We start from the raw sequence: 14,234 nt of genomic DNA, 5'->3' as shown, positions 1-14,234 counted from the left end.
TTCAGCCACTGTGTTGCAGCACATTGATCAACGTACCCAGCGGATCACGCACGAAGAAGCGCCGAACGCCCCAAGGTTCGACGGTCAGCGGGTAGGGGATCTCATAACCCGCACGTTGCGCCCGCTCGAAGACCTCGTCGAGGTTGTCCACTTCGATGGACAGCTGCGGAACCGGCGCGCCGGAACCGCCTTCGCTGGCAATGCTCAGCTGTGCGAGGGCCTGGCTGTCGGAGGCCAGGGTGACGATCCAGCCGTGGTCCATCACCGGGGCGATATCAAACAGCTCGCTATAAAAGGTTGCGACTTCGGCGGGGTGCTGGCTGGTCAGGTTGGCGACGATACGGCGGACGGTCATGAGGGGCTCCAGATGGGGCAGGAGCGTTCAGCATAGTCGGATTGCCAATCTATCCAAACACCCGGCCCCGAGCCGTACGGCTTAACCCTTCAGCGCCGCCTCGATCACCGCGATATCGATCTTTCTCATGCCCATCATGGCCTCGAACGCCCGCTTGGCCGCGGCTCGATCAGGGCTGGCGATCGCTGTCGTCAATACCCGTGGGGTGATCTGCCACGACAGCCCCCACTTGTCCTTGCACCAGCCGCAGGCACTTTCCTCGCCGCCGTTGCCGATAATCGCGTTCCACAGGCGATCCGTTTCGGCTTGATCGTCGGTCGCCACCTGGAACGAAAACGCCTCGCTATGTTTGAACACCGGCCCGCCGTTCAGCCCGAGACAAGGGATGCCCATGACGCTGAATTCGACCGTCAGGACATCGCCCTGTTTGCCCGAAGGATAGTCGCCAGGTGCACGGTGGACGGCGCTCACCGCGCTGTCCGGGAAGGTCTCGGCATAAAACGTCGCGGCCTCCAGGGCGGTGCCGTCGTACCAGAGGCAAATCGTGTTTTTGCCGGTCATCTTGAGTCTCCACGATTGGGGAATGGTCCGTGGATTTTAGTCGATGACAGATTGGAGCGATTGCCGAGCATGCCGTGATGCCCGTTATCGATCAGCTTTCAGGGGAGATGATGGGGTCCTGACCGGCTTCAGCCGCCAGTTTCAATCGGTCAGCTTTACTGATGTACGTGTTTTTGCTCTTGGGTGCCAGTTTGGCACTGGCCTTTTTGGCGTTGGCCTTGAATAACTGCTTCAGCTTTTTTTGACGATTCATATTTTCCTACTCGGCTTGTCAATGCATCAATGGTATCAGCTCCTTGATCGGCTTGAGAAAACAAAACACCCCGCGAAAGCTGACCTTCGCAGGGTGTGGGGGGCTCTCATCAACCTGCATCAGACCCGGCAGGTTCTTCTAGCCAACAATCGAGCGCTTCAAGCTCGCCGTGAATCAGAACTTGTAGGTAAAGCCCAGGCCGTAGCCCCATGCGCTGTTTTGGTACTGGGCGCTGTAGGAGCCTTTCTGCGGGTTGTTCAGGTTGATGTTGACGTCTTCTTCCTTGAGGTAGGAGACGGCGAGGTCGATGGTCAGGTCGTCGGTTGGGCTGTAGCCGGCACCGACGCTGACAACACGGCGATCACCCGTTGGGATGCGCACGGAACGGTCGGTGTTGTTGGTCGGTGCCTGGTCGACCGACAGGCCGCTGCGCAGGACCCATTCCTTGTTGACCCGGTAGGACACGCCAATGGCCGAGGCCCAGGTGTCATGCCAGTTCTGCGGTTCGGTGCTGGTGGTGAGCTGACCGGCGAGCGGGCCGGTCACACCCTGGTTGTTGATGGTGATGTCTTGCAGGCGGCTCCAGCGGGTCCAGGTGGCACCGCCATAGACGGTCCACTGATCATCCAGTTTCTGGGTGATCGAGAAGTCCACGTTCTCTGGCGTGGTGATATCCAGGGAGGTCTTGTAGCGGGCGTTGGGAATAAAGGGCGTGAGGCCGGTGACGCTGGTGTGGCCGTCCAGCGAGTAGCTGACCTTGGAATGGTAGGTCAGGCCCAGGCGAGTGGTGTCGGTCGGTTGGACAATCACGCCGACGTTGTAGCCCACCGCTGTGTCGTCGCCCTTGACGTCGACAAAGCCGTTACCGATCGGCAGTGTGGAGCTCAGCTCGCCGTTGATACGGTTGAAGGTCGGACCGAAACCGATGGAAACCACGTCGTTGATGGCGTAGCTGACCGTCGGTTGCAGGGTCACAACCTTGACCTGGCTCTTCTGGCCGTAGTTGCTGCCGGCAAAGCCGCTTTCATAATCGGTGATCAGGCCGAAAGGTGCGTAGGCCCCCAGACCCACTGCCCAGCCGTTACCCAGCTGTTTGACGAAGAAGGCATTGGGTACGGACGTGAACGGGACCATATCACCGTCGTTGGTGCCGCCCGGGCGACCGCCGCTGGTGTTCTTGATATCGGTCTTGGCATCCAGCACCGCGACGCCGGCAGTGACTTGGTCGCGCTTGAGCAGCGACATGCCGGCCGGGTTACCGTAAAGGGTGCTGGCATCTTCGGCGGAAGAAGAACGACCGGCATAACCGGTGCCCATTCCGCTGATGCTTTGTTCGTTGATGGCAATACCACTGGCGAAAAGTGGGCTGGAAGCGAGGGTAACAGCAAGGCTGAGTGTGGTCTTGAGTATGACTTTTTTCATTATTAGAACTCTGGGGTAATCACGTGCGGCGCAAATTACCAATGTTTCAGTTTTGATGCTATAGGCTGAATGGCTTGAGATAGAGCGGCTTGTAGGGCAATCCGACGAGAAATTGCCAGGTTTTATGGAAAATAGGTGTTTGTGATAACGGTCGATAGAAGTGGCTGATGAGTCATGGCTTTTTCAGGTGCGGGGATCTCTCTGAGACTTTCTCCGCTCGCCACTGAGGATTGGTCGTAATACCTGGACAGATCATCCAGCCTTCACTGGCTTATCTTTGTGCAATGCCTCTCTAGACTGTGGCGTACTTTCATCAGCCAGGAGCTACGCCATGCCAGACCATTCCATCAAAGGTAAAGTGGTGCTTGTCGCCGGTGGCGCCAAGAATCTGGGGGGGCTTATCGCTCGGGACCTGGCGCAACAAGGTGCGAAGGCTGTGGTGGTGCATTACAACAGCGCCGCCAGCCAGCCGGATGCCGAGGCCACTGTGGCGGCGATCAAGGCCTTGGGCGCCGAGGCCGTGGCGTTGCAGGCCGATCTGACCACGGCCGGTGCGGTGGAAAAACTCTTCAAGGATGCGGTGGCGGCGGTGGGGCGGCCGGACATTGCGATCAACACTGTCGGCAAAGTCTTGAAAAAACCGATGTCCGATATCAGTGAGGCCGAGTACGACGAGATGATGGCGGTCAATGCCAAGTCCGCCTTCTTCTTTATCAAGGAGGCGGGTAAACAGCTCAACGACAACGGCAAGATCTGCTCCATCGTCACCTCGTTGCTGGGGGCGTTCACGCCTTTCTATGCGGCTTATGCCGGTGGCAAGGCCCCCGTCGAGCACTTCACCCGGGCCGCGGCGAAGGAGTTGGGCGCACGCGGTATCTCGGTGACGGCGGTAGGCCCGGGCCCCATGGACACCCCGTTCTTTTACCCGGCTGAAGGCCAGGACGCGGTCAACTACCATAAAACCGCAGCGGCTCTGTCGCCGTTCTCCCATACCGGGCTGACGGATATCGCGGATGTGGTGCCGTTCATTCGCCATCTGGTCAGCGACGGCTGGTGGGTCACCGGCCAGACGATCCTGATCAACGGCGGCTACACCACCAAGTGAGTCGATAAAAAACATTGCAACCCCGGCAAGGCGCGTTGACACTTTTTCCCGACACTACCAGGCCACGGGGTTGGACATGAGCGTAAACCAGCACGCGCCTCATCCTTTGCTTCGCCATCGCGACGGCCATCATGCGCGGGTGACCTTCGAAGAACTCATGTTCGATCTGGTGTATGTGTTCGCCGTGACGCAACTCAGTCACGGCTTGCTCAATCATCTGACCGGGGTCGGGGTGATGGAGACCCTGGTCCTGTGGTTCGCCGTGTGGCTGGGCTGGCAGTACACCGGCTGGGTCACCAACTGGTTCGATCCCGAGACGCCGTTGATACGGGGGCTGATCTTTGCCCTGATGATCCCGGCCCTGCTGATGGCCGCCAGTATCCCCGAGGCTTTTGCCGGGCGCGGACCGGTTTTTGCCCTGGCCTATGTCTCGATACAGGTCGGGCGCACGGGCTTTATCGTGTTGCAACTGCCCCGTGAGCATCCCCTGGCGCCCAATTTCAGACGCATGCTCGGCTGGGTGGTGGTGGCCGCAGTGTTCTGGGTGGCCGGTGCCTGTGTGGACGGGCCGCTGCGCATTGGCCTCTGGTTGATCGCCGTGTTGTGCGAGTACATCTCGCCCATGTTCGGTTTTGCCTTCCCCGGCCTGGGACGTTCGCGTACGAGTGACTGGACCATCGAAGGCGGCCATCTGGCCGAGCGCTGCCAGTTGTTCGTGATTGTCGCCCTGGGCGAAACCCTGCTGGCCAGCGGCGCGGTCCTGGGCGAAACCGGGCATTGGGACATGGCTATCCTGCTGGGCCTGGGAGCGACGTTCCTCGGTACCCTGGCGATGTGGTGGTTGTACTTCGGAACCGCCGGCAAGGACGCCACGCAGCGCATCACCAGCGCCGAGGATCCGGGCCGTATCGGCGCCTACTTTCACTATATCCACGCCATTCTGGTGGCGGGGATCATCACCACGGCCGTGGGTAACGATCTGGTGATGCTGCATCCCGACAGGCACCTGTCGATGGTCGATGCCATTACCCTTGTGGCCGGTCCGATGATCTACCTGTTCGGCAGCATTCTGTACAAGCGTGTGGTGTATCGGGTGGTGCCCAAATCCCATCTCGCCGGGCTGCTGTTACTGCTGGCGCTGGTGCCCGTCGCCTATACCACGGACCTGCTGATGATGAGCTGGCTGACCACGGCGGTGATGCTGGTGGTGTGTGTTATTGAAGGACGCGTGGTCAGGCGCTATCGAGCCCGGCACGCCCACGCAACCCTCAAGCATTGACGGCCTATGGACAGAATTGAGCAATACCGGGTCTTTCTTCAGGTGGCCGAGCTGGGCAGTTTCATCCAGGCCGCGCGGGTGTTGAAACTGCCACGGGCGACGGTGTCCGCGGCTGTGCAGAAACTGGAGGCGGATGTCGGCACGCGCCTGCTGCATCGCACCACGCGCAAGGTCAGCCTGACCGCCGACGGCAGCCAGTTGCTGGAGCGTGCACGGCGGGTGCTGCTGGATATCGATGATATCGACCAACTGTTCCAGACCCATCAGCAGCACGTCTTGGGGCGGCTGAGTGTCGATGCACCCAGTCGCATCGCCCGGCGCCTGATCATCCCGGCATTGCCCGACTTGCTGCGTCGCTACCCAGGACTTCAACTCTGTTTGGGCTCCACTGATCGGGCCATCAATCCGATAGAGGAGGGGGTCGATTGCGTGATCCGTTTCGGCACGCCAGAGAGCAGCAGCCTGGTGGTAAAACCCTTGGGGCAGGTGCTACTGGTCAACTGCGCGAGCCCGGGGTATCTGGCCGAATGGGGTGTGCCGGAGCATCCTGATGATCTGGAGGACGGTCATCTGTGTATCGGCTACGCGCCCACCCTCGGTGGCCAGGAGTTACCTTGGGAATACGTCCTCGAGGGTGTCGAACAGTCCCGGGCACTGCCCAGCCAGGTCGTGGTGAACAACGCTGAAAACTATATCGCCAGCTGCTGTGCCGGGCTGGGACTGATCCAGGTACCGTTGTTCGATGTCCGGCATCTGCTGGAGGCCGGGGTTCTGGTTGAAGTCATGCCCGCGTACCGAGCGGCACCCATGACGGTTTCGGTGTTGTATCCTGATCGGCGACAGCGCTCGCGCCGGCTCGGCATGTTTATCGAGTGGTTCGCGACGCTGATCGAGCCTTTTCTAGCGCGATGATCGAAGGCTGCTTCAGCCGGGAATTGACGCCGGCCAGTTTCCGCTCCCCATCACCTATCTCCGAGTGGTCATGCAATGGATGTACAGACGAGTATTCGCAAGGCCACTCAAGATGATGTCGAGCAGATAACAGCCCTGGTGGCCGAAGCCTATTCGTCTTACATCCCGCGAATCGGCAGGAAGCCCGGTCCCGTGCCTTAAGAAAGGTTTTTTACCATTCACTGAAAAGTATCAGTGACTAAAAAGAAATGATCCCCACACGGTCGCGCTGAAGAGATCGCTTCATTGTGTCCCGATTGTTCGGGCCGATTAAGTGGGTTGTCCGTTTCATCGTAGACAAGACTGTGGAAGATATTTGCGCTGCCAGCTCCACCGGTTTCACCCCAGTCCCATTCCTGATACTTGGGAGACGGTCCGGGCAGGTTGCGCACCAGTTCCGTGTAATGACTGCGGGTCAGCTGAAAATGAATCCATTCGGGGCTTATTTGATAATGGGTCGATGCCGCCAGTAGCCCGATCGTCACGGCGGGTGCCGCGACAACAGACATCAACCTTCGCCATCGACGGGCCCATAGATTGGCCACAAGGCCTATGACAAAAGCACACGAGGCGATCAGGGCAGGGATAACGAGCAGGGGGACCAGGAGAAGATAAAGTCCAAAGATCCGGTCCAACTCGTGGCCCAGATAGAAAACAGTGCCGAACACCAGCCAGACGCAGAAGTGGCCCATGGCAAACCCGTTCCGGTTCCTCGACGGAGGAGTCTGCCCGATTTTACTTTCAGCCCGGTTCAAGAAATTCAGCTTCTTTGCTCTTAAAAAAGGCGCATAGAAATACCGGCAAATAGCCAGCATTTCAAATGAATTATGAGCGTTAGGGCATCTATGGCTGCTGATAAGGCTCGCAGTAGATGCCGCCCCCTCCCGCCGCCCCCTTATAAGGGTGTCAAGGCGCTATATCGGCCTTGAACCATTTTTCCGAGAGTTTCTTGACTGTCCCGTCCGCCAAGGCTGCGCTCAAAGCCTGGTTAAACCGGGCCTTCAAGTCCGCATCGGACTTTCTGAACGCCAGCGCCTCACCCGGGCCCCAGATCGGTCCGCCAATCTTCGGGCCGACCATCTGCACCGCCTGGTTCTCGGGATTTTGCAGCGCGGAGGAAAAGAACGTCACGTCGTCAAAGGCAAAATCAATGCGGCCGGCGTTCAGGTCCATCATGTGCTCACCGGACTTCTTGTAGGTCCTGATGGTCGCCACGCCTTTGAAGTTTTTCTCCACGAAGTCCGTGTAGGCCGTTCCCGACTGGATGCCGATGGTCTTGCCTTTGACCAGGGCCTTGAGCTTCTCGATGGCGGCTTGATCCTGGATGGGGTCACCGCTGAGTTTTACCGTCTGCGTGCTTGGCGCGGTTGCGATCATCGCCGGCGTGGCACTGACGAACACACCTTGTGTGGCCGCATAGGGCCGCGAGAAATCGACGATGGCCTGGCGCTCTGGCGTAATAACGATGGCGTCCATCAGCATGTCGAACTTGCCGGCATTCATCCCGGCGATCATGCCGTCCCAGTCCTGGGCCTGGAGCTTGCACTCAAGCTGGATTCTCGCGCACAGGTCCTTCAGCAACTCAGGTTCGAAACCGGAAATCTCGCCGTTCGGCAGGGTGCTGTTCCAAGGTTCATAAGCCCCCTCGGTGGCCACCCGGACGGTGGTCCAATCCTTGGCCGTGGCCATGCCGGTGAACAGCACGCCGCTCAGGGCGCAGCAGGTAAAAAGGGTGCGGGTGGAGCGAGTGATGGCGTGCATGTGTTTCCCCAAAGAGTTCGAAAAGGTTCGGCAGGGGCAAGCAGTGACGGGTGATCTTCTTGTTTGAGTGGTACGGATGGATCAGGCCGTTCGGCCATAGAAGCCCAGCTGTTCCTCGACGCTGAACAGCACGTCGGGTTTTTCGTAGTAGGAGAACACCGCCACCATGCGTTCCCGGGCACCGTGCACGGGGGTGACGCGATGGGCCGTGTTCTTGCCGCGAAACACATTCAGCGTGCCCGCGCGCAAGGTGAGTGTCTGCACCTGCGGATCACGCCCTTCGAGCAACTCGGCGACGCCGGCATAGTTGGGATCATCGGCGCTACGCAAGTCGCTGCGGTACTGGAACTCACCGCCCTCGTCGGGCGCTTGGAGCATCAGCGTGGTGGTGAACTCAGAGCGATCGAAGTGCCAGTTCAAGGTCTCGCCGTGGCGATAGCTCATCACGTTGACGCGGGCCAACGGGTCGGCCATCAGGTGCAATTGCGGCTTTTCCATCACCGCGGCCAGAAAGGCCAGCAGCGGCGGGTACTCGTACACCTCGTTCACCAGGCTGCCCTTGAGTTGATCGGCGCACAGGGTATGGCTGACCGTCTCGACCTGGCGCAGCGCCGGGTGATCCGCCGGCAAACCCTCGATTGTCGGTTTGAAGTAAATATTGTGGGTGCGGCTGTGGGTATGGGATTCACGGCTCATGGTTGGCCGAATGTGCTCAGCCGCCTGACGCACCGCGTCGGCCATGATGAAGCCTTCCAGGTTGAACATGCCGTTGCGCTTCAATTCGGTACGGCACCTATCGACCAGTTCATTCCACCCATTGCTGCCTTCGCGGTCGAGTGGAAAGCGCTCAAGATCCATGACGTTGTTCATGATGACCCTCTCGTTGTAGATGGCCCCAACTTACCCCACGAAAAACTTCGCAACAACGGCACAAATTGTTAGGCTCCCCCTAGTAAAACTTATGGGAAGAGCGCTTATGCAACGCTTACCACCGCTCAATGCCGTGCGTACATTCGAGGTCGCCGCGCGCCTGGGCAGCTTCGTGTTGGCGGGGGCTGAGCTGGGGGTGTCATCCGCGGCCGTCAGCCAGCAAATCCGTCATCTGGAAGACTTCTTCGGCAAGAAGCTGTTCGTCCGCAACGGCAATCGCCTGGCCCTGACCGATGCAGGCTTGGCGATGTACCCGCAAACCTCGCGGGCGTTGAACGAAATTGCCGCGATGACCCTGCGCACCCTGGAAGGCGAGATTCGCACCCGGCTGATTGTCAGCGTGCCGTTTTCCCTGGCGGAATGTTGGCTGGCGCCCAAGCTCATGGAACTTGTGGAGTTCTACCCGCAACTGTCGGTGGATGTCCGTGTGGAGGACGACCCCGTTGACCTCGCCCGACATGACGTGGACCTGCGGGTCAGTTACGGGGACTATCACTATCCTGCGTGTGAGGCCATTCCCTTGTTCCATGACGAAGTGCTGCCGGTGTGCGCGCCGGAGTTGTGGTACCGACATGGGAACAAGGACTTTGACCTCGCGCTTGTTCACGAGAGCCTGTTTATTCATACGCAATGGGGGGCCAATTATGCGTCGCACCCTACGTGGAGCGACTGGTTTGCCGCCGAGCGGTTGGACAATCCGCCGGACCCTGCCCATGGTCGGCGCTCGGGGTTATCGAGTTTGTCGGTGACGTTGGCCAGGTTGGGCATGGGCATTGCGCTGGGGCAGAAGGCGATTGCCCAACGGGAGTTGGAGGCGGGGCGCTTGATCGCGCTTTCCGCTGTTTCGTTGAAGCTTGGGCATGGGTATTGTGCGTTTGTGCCGGGGGCCAAGCGGGGGCGGGGGGATGTCGAGCGATTGTTGGCGTTGTTGGGGAAAAGCTGAACCCTCCGCCCCGACCGAACAACACACTCCGAGACCGGCATCGCCAGTCGCTGCGCTGTTCATGTAAGCTGTTTGCGCTGTAGTAAACGTTGGCAAAAAATGACCCCGGGTTGCTTGGCGGATGCCAGGAGCGTTCTCTGCAGCCCTTTCTGTATTGCGAGGATGTATGCGACGTTGGTTGAGCCGGTACCGTTACGCCATTATTTTCTGGCTGTGCTTTGGCGTTTTCCGCACATCCTTGGCCGATTGGAATCCCATCCCTTCCGGATCCATGCGCCCGACCTTGGTTGAGGGGGATGTGGTGCTGGTGAATCGGGTGGCTTACGACCTCAAGTTGCCTCTCACTGATATCTCCCTGGTCAAGGTTGATAATCCTCGCCGGGGCGATGTCGTGACCTTCACCTCACCCAAGGATGGCATCCGCCTGATCAAGCGGATCGTGGGTATTCCTGGCGACACGCTGGAAATGAGGGATGAGGTGCTGTGGGTCAACGGTACCCCTGCAACCTACCTGAATGCGCAGGACATCATCGAACCTATCGCCTCTGGCCAGTCAGTCCCGGGTATCAAGTTGACTGAGCTCGCGGACAAGAGTCAGCGCTCCGTTCAGTTTATGCCGACGGTACGCGCCTTACGGAATTTCGGTCCTGTTGTGGTGCCTGCCGACCATTACTTCATGTTGGGGGATAACCGTGATGACAGCGCGGACTCAAGGTATATCGGCTTTGTGCCACGCCGGCTATTGATCGGGCATGCGCACCATATCCTGGCATCGGCTGAGATCTTGGATCACTGGATGCCGCGATTTCGCCGATTTGGCTCGCCGATATTGTGATGCTTGGAGGACATGGCGAGACATCAGGCCGTTTAGGTCTTCTCTTTCGGTGAGCTGTTGTAACAGCAATGACCTTAGCCATGAGTCTTACCAAGGCAGTACGGCTACGTTCTCATTTTCGAGAGAGTAGAATTGGTTGGACGGCGGTGCGCTTTTAACAAGATCAAATAATCGCTTTGCCGAGCGGCTGGGTTCCAGTGTGGCTTCCGCGACCCCGATGCCCGTTTTCAATCTGCCAGGATGAACGGCATAGCAGGCAACGCGATCGCCAAATTCGTCCGCTATGCAAAGAGACAGCATGTTCAACGCGGATTTGGAGATTCTATAAGCATAAGAGCAGCCTTTTTTGGAAATGTCGCGGGCTGCGTTGTGCTCCACGGAGCCTCTGCGCGACGAAATGTTTACAATGGTTTTGAGTGAAAAGATGTTCATCAAGCGTGCTGATAATGCAAAAGGGGCTATGCAGTTGACACTTAATGAGTTTTGAATATTTTGTGCGGTTTCACTGAGCAATGACGCTCCCTTGCTGCCCATGCCGGCATTGTTGATCAGCAGGTCGATGTTGTTGATGTTGTTTCTTTTCAGGGTGTGCTCCAGGTCGCTTATTTTTTCTTCGATGTTTTCATCCAGAAAATCTATTTCATGGTGTCGGTCAGCGAGCCCCTGTGCCTCAAGCGTTCGAAGTTTTTCGGCGGACCTGCCAAGCGCTATAACAAAATGCCCTTCAGCCCTGGCCTGCTGGCACAGTGCGCGGCCGTATCCACCCGTGGCGCCGGTAATCAAAACTATCATCTTTCCTCCCTGGTTCTTTTGAGGTATCGCGATGCTTTAGCCGATAGTGCTGCACCCTTTGTGTCAGTAGCAATAGGGGGGGCCTGCAGGCAGGGCTTGTTCAGATGTGGGGAAGGCATACATAGTCTTGGGGCCGCCAGCATCTATGGAGTGGAAAAACAAAATGCTCGCTTCTGGCAACTACTTGAGCCAATTAGTCCTGGCTGTATTGCTCTGCTTGTCCGCGGCGATGGCGCAGGCAGCGGGTATAAGGATCGTTCAGATTCCCTCCGATGCCAGCGGCCCGGCCTTGAAGGCGATTATCTGGACACCCTGCGCGGATGCCGTTCAGGAAGTATCGATGGGACCTTTTGTTTTGAAGGGGCGGCGCGACTGTCCGGTAGTGGGAGAGAAGCTACCCTTGGTGGTGATTTCCCACGGTCACGGCGGCTCCTTCCTTGGCCACCATGACCTTGCCGAGACACTGGCTGATGCCGGCTTTATCGTGGCGGCCATTAATCATCCGGGGGACACCTTTTCCGATATGAGCCACGGCGTCGATTTTTCTCCGTTCGTCGAACGGCCGACCGATATAAAACGCCTGATCGATTACATGCTGGGCGCCGCGCCTGACGCCGCCAGGATTGACCCGCAGCGGATAGGCTTCTTTGGGTTTTCACGTGGTGGCTACACAGGCCTTGTACTGGCCGGCGGCAATCCGGATTTCCTCAACGCCAACGTGCCGTGTCCAGATCCGGCATGGCCCATTTGCCAACAACTGCGTAACAAGGATGTCCCCACGCAGCCGTTGACCCATGACCCACGGATCAAAGCCTTTGTGTTGGCGGATCCGCTCAACGAGTTTCCAAGCCCTGGCAACCTGACGAATGTGAAAGCCCCGATGCAGCTTTGGGCTTCAGAGTTTGGCGGCGATGGCGTGCTGCCTGAAGCCACGCCTGCACTCGCCAAGGCACTGCCCCGGAAACCGGAGTTCCACCGTGTTTCCGGCGCCGCGCATTTTGCCTTTCTTGCCCCGTGTCCTGTGGCGTTGAAACAGGATGCGCCGCAACTCTGTGTCGATGCCAAGGGATTCGAGCGGGTTGCCTTTCACAAGCAGCTTAACGAAAGCGCGCGGGATTTTTTTGCGACGCATCTCCGTTAGCGTATTGATCTCGTCGAGTCCCCCCACTGGAGCGTTTATGACCGATACCCCTTCTGATTACTGGTTACTCGTTGCCAGTGCCGGCGTACGAGGCGGGATCAAGCGCTTGGTCCCGGTCGATTCAAACGCCGAAGCGAGATGAAGCAGCGCTGAGTCGTCATACGCCCGGCCAGCGAAGGTCAGGCCGACCGGCATGCCGATATCCGCCATGACGCCCATCGGCACAGTGACCGTGGGCACACCCAGATGGCGGATGGCGAGGTTGCCGTTGGCGACCCAGATGCCGTTGCTCCAGGCGATATCCGCCGACTGCGGATTGATATCGGCATCCGCCGGACCGACGTCGGCCACCGTCGGGAAGAGCACCGCATCGAGCCCCAGGCGATCCATCCACTCCTCGAGATCGATACGACGGGTCTGTTCAAGCCCACGCAGTCCGTCAGCCAGGGTGCTGATCTCGTTCCAAGGGGTAATGCCACGCTCGGCCATCCGCACATACTCGTCCATGCCGGCGGCCAGGTCGCCTTCGCGGTTGGGCAGGGTGCCGGGGTCGTGGGGGAAAATCTTCGGCCCGTCCACGTCTACCAGACGGTTCAACGCGGGATCGCCGTTGGCCCGCAGGAAGTCATCGAAGGCCCAGGCCGACAGATCCCACAACTCATGGTGCAGGAACTCCTTGGACACCAGGCCCCGGGTGAACACCGTCGGCGTACCGGGACGATCACCTTCGCAATTGGAGACCAGCGGGAAGTCGACTTCCACCACCTCGGCACCGGCCGCTTCGAGGGCCTTGCGCGCGGCTTCCCAGAGATCGATCACGGAAGCCCGGGTGTTGATGCGTTGCCCCGTCGGACCACCGATCCCCGGGGCCTCGCTGGTGCCCGCTTCGGGATCGGCATTGATGAACATACGCGGCACACCGAAGCGTTTGCCGGCGAGTGCATCGGTGCCGGCGGCCAGTGCGCCATAGGACGCGGGACGCACCGAGGCCACGTTCGGAATCGGTACCCAGGGTTGCATTCGCCACAGATCGCCACGGGTATCGGGATCTTCCGCTACCACCACGTCGAGCACTTCGAGCAGGTCGGCCATGGTCCTGGCATAGGGCACGACCACATCCATGGTCGGGGTCAGCGGCCAGTTGCCGCGCACCGAGATCACGCCCCGGGAAGGGGTATAGGCACACAAGCCATTGTTCGAAGCCGGTCCACGTCCGCTCGACCAGGTTTCTTCCGCAAGGCCGAAGGCCGCGAAGCTGGCCGCGGTTGCGGTCCCGGCGCCATTGGATGAGCCCGAGGCGAACGGTGCGGTGAGGTAGCCGGCGTTGTACGGGCTTTCCGCCCGGCCGTAGACCCCGCGCTGCATGCCGCCGTTGGCCATGGGCGGCATATTGGTCTTGCCCAGGCAGATGGCACCGCCGGCGCGTAGCCGTTCGATGGTGAACGCGTCGCGATGGGCGATCAGCTTGGCGAAGGCCGGACTGCCGGAAGCGGCGGTAAGCCCCTTGACCAGATAGCTGTCCTTGGCTGTATAGGGAATGCCATCGAGTGGCCCCAGTGTTTCGCCCTTGGCCCGGCGAGCATCGGAGGCCTGTGCTTCCTTGAGGGCATCGGGGTTGCGAACCACTACCGCGTTGAGGGCGGTAGGCGTGTCGGGGCCGTCGTAGGCGTCGATCCTGGCGAGGTAGGCCTGGACCAGCTCAACCGCCGTGGTCTGGCCGGATTCGAGCGCAGCACGCAGCTGGGCAATGGAAACTTCGGTTACTTCGATCATGTTGTTAGCGCCGACTGCGGAGGGGGCGTGATGGGGATTGGCATTACAGGGGATGCTGGGCCACTCAATCAGCCCGATGGAAAACGCAGTTTAAAATAAAGGCGGCAGGCCACCAACTTTCATTGAAGGTGGC

15 protein-coding genes are annotated in these 14,234 nt (G+C 59.3%); 6 read left to right on the top strand and 9 right to left on the bottom strand.

What is annotated here, in order from left to right; genetic code table 11:
- Window position 1: 1 nt before the first annotated feature.
- The 4 genes from HX830_RS04920 to HX830_RS04905 all read right to left on the bottom strand — a co-directional run bounded on the left by HX830_RS04920 (window position 2) and on the right by HX830_RS04905 (window position 2,591).
- Window positions 2-355: a VOC family protein gene (locus HX830_RS04920; protein WP_177099146.1), complete on the bottom strand. Its 354-nt coding sequence runs from the start codon at window positions 353-355 to the stop codon at window positions 2-4.
- 81 nt (window positions 356-436) lie between these two features.
- Window positions 437-916 carry a VOC family protein gene (locus HX830_RS04915; RefSeq protein WP_103496207.1) on the bottom strand — a complete coding sequence of 160 codons (480 nt, stop codon included), beginning with the start codon at window positions 914-916 and terminating at the stop codon, window positions 437-439.
- Between the two features lie 91 nt (window positions 917-1,007).
- Window positions 1,008-1,169, bottom strand: coding sequence for a DUF2986 domain-containing protein (locus tag HX830_RS04910; protein WP_152739638.1), 162 nt, complete (start codon window positions 1,167-1,169; stop codon window positions 1,008-1,010).
- A gap of 174 nt (window positions 1,170-1,343) precedes the next feature.
- Window positions 1,344-2,591 (bottom strand): OmpP1/FadL family transporter, encoded by a 1,248-nt coding sequence (locus HX830_RS04905; RefSeq protein ID WP_152739639.1) that lies wholly within the window; start codon window positions 2,589-2,591, stop codon window positions 1,344-1,346.
- Between the two features lie 331 nt (window positions 2,592-2,922).
- On the opposite strand from HX830_RS04905, the gene HX830_RS04900 reads away from it, so the two are divergent.
- From HX830_RS04900 to HX830_RS04890, 3 genes are all read left to right on the top strand, one after another.
- Complete coding sequence (locus HX830_RS04900) at window positions 2,923-3,696, top strand: SDR family oxidoreductase (RefSeq protein ID WP_152739640.1); 774 nt, start codon at window positions 2,923-2,925, stop codon at window positions 3,694-3,696.
- Between the two features lie 76 nt (window positions 3,697-3,772).
- Window positions 3,773-4,975 carry a low temperature requirement protein A gene (locus HX830_RS04895; RefSeq protein WP_177099145.1) on the top strand — a complete coding sequence of 401 codons (1,203 nt, stop codon included), beginning with the start codon at window positions 3,773-3,775 and terminating at the stop codon, window positions 4,973-4,975.
- A 6-nt stretch (window positions 4,976-4,981) separates the two neighbouring features.
- Window positions 4,982-5,887: a LysR family transcriptional regulator gene (locus tag HX830_RS04890; RefSeq protein WP_177099144.1), complete on the top strand. Its 906-nt coding sequence runs from the start codon at window positions 4,982-4,984 to the stop codon at window positions 5,885-5,887.
- Window positions 5,888-6,105: 218 nt separating this feature from the next.
- Here HX830_RS04890 and HX830_RS04885 read toward each other — a convergent pair whose 3' ends face one another.
- The 3 genes from HX830_RS04885 to HX830_RS04875 form a co-directional block, all read right to left on the bottom strand.
- Window positions 6,106-6,618: a hypothetical protein gene (locus HX830_RS04885; RefSeq protein WP_177099143.1), complete on the bottom strand. Its 513-nt coding sequence runs from the start codon at window positions 6,616-6,618 to the stop codon at window positions 6,106-6,108.
- 214 nt (window positions 6,619-6,832) lie between these two features.
- Entirely contained in the window at window positions 6,833-7,687 is an 855-nt protein-coding gene (locus HX830_RS04880) for a transporter substrate-binding domain-containing protein (protein ID WP_152739644.1), read from the bottom strand.
- Between the two features lie 81 nt (window positions 7,688-7,768).
- Window positions 7,769-8,557: a HalD/BesD family halogenase gene (locus HX830_RS04875; protein WP_177099142.1), complete on the bottom strand. Its 789-nt coding sequence runs from the start codon at window positions 8,555-8,557 to the stop codon at window positions 7,769-7,771.
- A 106-nt stretch (window positions 8,558-8,663) separates the two neighbouring features.
- Between HX830_RS04875 and HX830_RS04870 the strand changes: the two genes are divergently transcribed.
- Both HX830_RS04870 and lepB read left to right on the top strand, forming a co-directional pair.
- Window positions 8,664-9,560, top strand: a complete 897-nt coding sequence (locus HX830_RS04870) for a LysR substrate-binding domain-containing protein (protein ID WP_177099141.1) — start codon at window positions 8,664-8,666, stop codon at window positions 9,558-9,560.
- 166 nt (window positions 9,561-9,726) lie between these two features.
- On the top strand, window positions 9,727-10,395 hold the full coding sequence (gene lepB / locus HX830_RS04865) for a signal peptidase I (RefSeq protein WP_177099140.1): 669 nt from the start codon (window positions 9,727-9,729) through the stop codon (window positions 10,393-10,395).
- An 87-nt stretch (window positions 10,396-10,482) separates the two neighbouring features.
- On the opposite strand, the gene HX830_RS04860 is transcribed toward lepB, so the two are convergent.
- Complete coding sequence (locus tag HX830_RS04860) at window positions 10,483-11,187, bottom strand: SDR family NAD(P)-dependent oxidoreductase (RefSeq protein ID WP_177099139.1); 705 nt, start codon at window positions 11,185-11,187, stop codon at window positions 10,483-10,485.
- A gap of 163 nt (window positions 11,188-11,350) precedes the next feature.
- On the opposite strand from HX830_RS04860, the gene HX830_RS04855 reads away from it, so the two are divergent.
- Window positions 11,351-12,328 (top strand): alpha/beta hydrolase family protein, encoded by a 978-nt coding sequence (locus HX830_RS04855; protein WP_218171196.1) that lies wholly within the window; start codon window positions 11,351-11,353, stop codon window positions 12,326-12,328.
- 57 nt (window positions 12,329-12,385) lie between these two features.
- Here HX830_RS04855 and HX830_RS04850 read toward each other — a convergent pair whose 3' ends face one another.
- Window positions 12,386-14,101, bottom strand: a complete 1,716-nt coding sequence (locus HX830_RS04850) for an amidase (protein ID WP_177099138.1) — start codon at window positions 14,099-14,101, stop codon at window positions 12,386-12,388.
- Window positions 14,102-14,234: the final 133 nt, after the last annotated feature.

Origin of the sequence: Pseudomonas gingeri (assembly GCF_013385425.1) — a bacterium.
Lineage (GTDB): Bacteria > Pseudomonadota > Gammaproteobacteria > Pseudomonadales > Pseudomonadaceae > Aquipseudomonas > Aquipseudomonas gingeri_D.
This window is presented reverse-complemented; position numbering and strand designations above follow the sequence as displayed.

Excerpts from the sequence above, each read along its gene's own strand:
- HX830_RS04920 (WP_177099146.1), bottom strand. The coding sequence starts at position 355 with ATGACCGTCCGCCGTATCGTCGCCAACCTGACCAGCCAGCACCCCGCC.
- HX830_RS04915 (WP_103496207.1), bottom strand. The coding sequence starts at position 916 with ATGACCGGCAAAAACACGATTTGCCTCTGGTACGACGGCACCGCCCTG.
- HX830_RS04910 (WP_152739638.1), bottom strand. The coding sequence starts at position 1,169 with ATGAATCGTCAAAAAAAGCTGAAGCAGTTATTCAAGGCCAACGCCAAA.
- HX830_RS04905 (WP_152739639.1), bottom strand. The coding sequence starts at position 2,591 with ATGAAAAAAGTCATACTCAAGACCACACTCAGCCTTGCTGTTACCCTC.
- HX830_RS04900 (WP_152739640.1), top strand. The coding sequence starts at position 2,923 with ATGCCAGACCATTCCATCAAAGGTAAAGTGGTGCTTGTCGCCGGTGGC.
- HX830_RS04895 (WP_177099145.1), top strand. The coding sequence starts at position 3,773 with ATGAGCGTAAACCAGCACGCGCCTCATCCTTTGCTTCGCCATCGCGAC.
- HX830_RS04890 (WP_177099144.1), top strand. The coding sequence starts at position 4,982 with ATGGACAGAATTGAGCAATACCGGGTCTTTCTTCAGGTGGCCGAGCTG.
- HX830_RS04885 (WP_177099143.1), bottom strand. The coding sequence starts at position 6,618 with ATGGGCCACTTCTGCGTCTGGCTGGTGTTCGGCACTGTTTTCTATCTG.
- HX830_RS04880 (WP_152739644.1), bottom strand. The coding sequence starts at position 7,687 with ATGCACGCCATCACTCGCTCCACCCGCACCCTTTTTACCTGCTGCGCC.
- HX830_RS04875 (WP_177099142.1), bottom strand. The coding sequence starts at position 8,557 with ATGAACAACGTCATGGATCTTGAGCGCTTTCCACTCGACCGCGAAGGC.
- HX830_RS04870 (WP_177099141.1), top strand. The coding sequence starts at position 8,664 with ATGCAACGCTTACCACCGCTCAATGCCGTGCGTACATTCGAGGTCGCC.
- lepB (WP_177099140.1), top strand. The coding sequence starts at position 9,727 with ATGCGACGTTGGTTGAGCCGGTACCGTTACGCCATTATTTTCTGGCTG.
- HX830_RS04860 (WP_177099139.1), bottom strand. The coding sequence starts at position 11,187 with ATGATAGTTTTGATTACCGGCGCCACGGGTGGATACGGCCGCGCACTG.
- HX830_RS04855 (WP_218171196.1), top strand. The coding sequence starts at position 11,351 with ATGCTCGCTTCTGGCAACTACTTGAGCCAATTAGTCCTGGCTGTATTG.
- HX830_RS04850 (WP_177099138.1), bottom strand. The coding sequence starts at position 14,101 with ATGATCGAAGTAACCGAAGTTTCCATTGCCCAGCTGCGTGCTGCGCTC.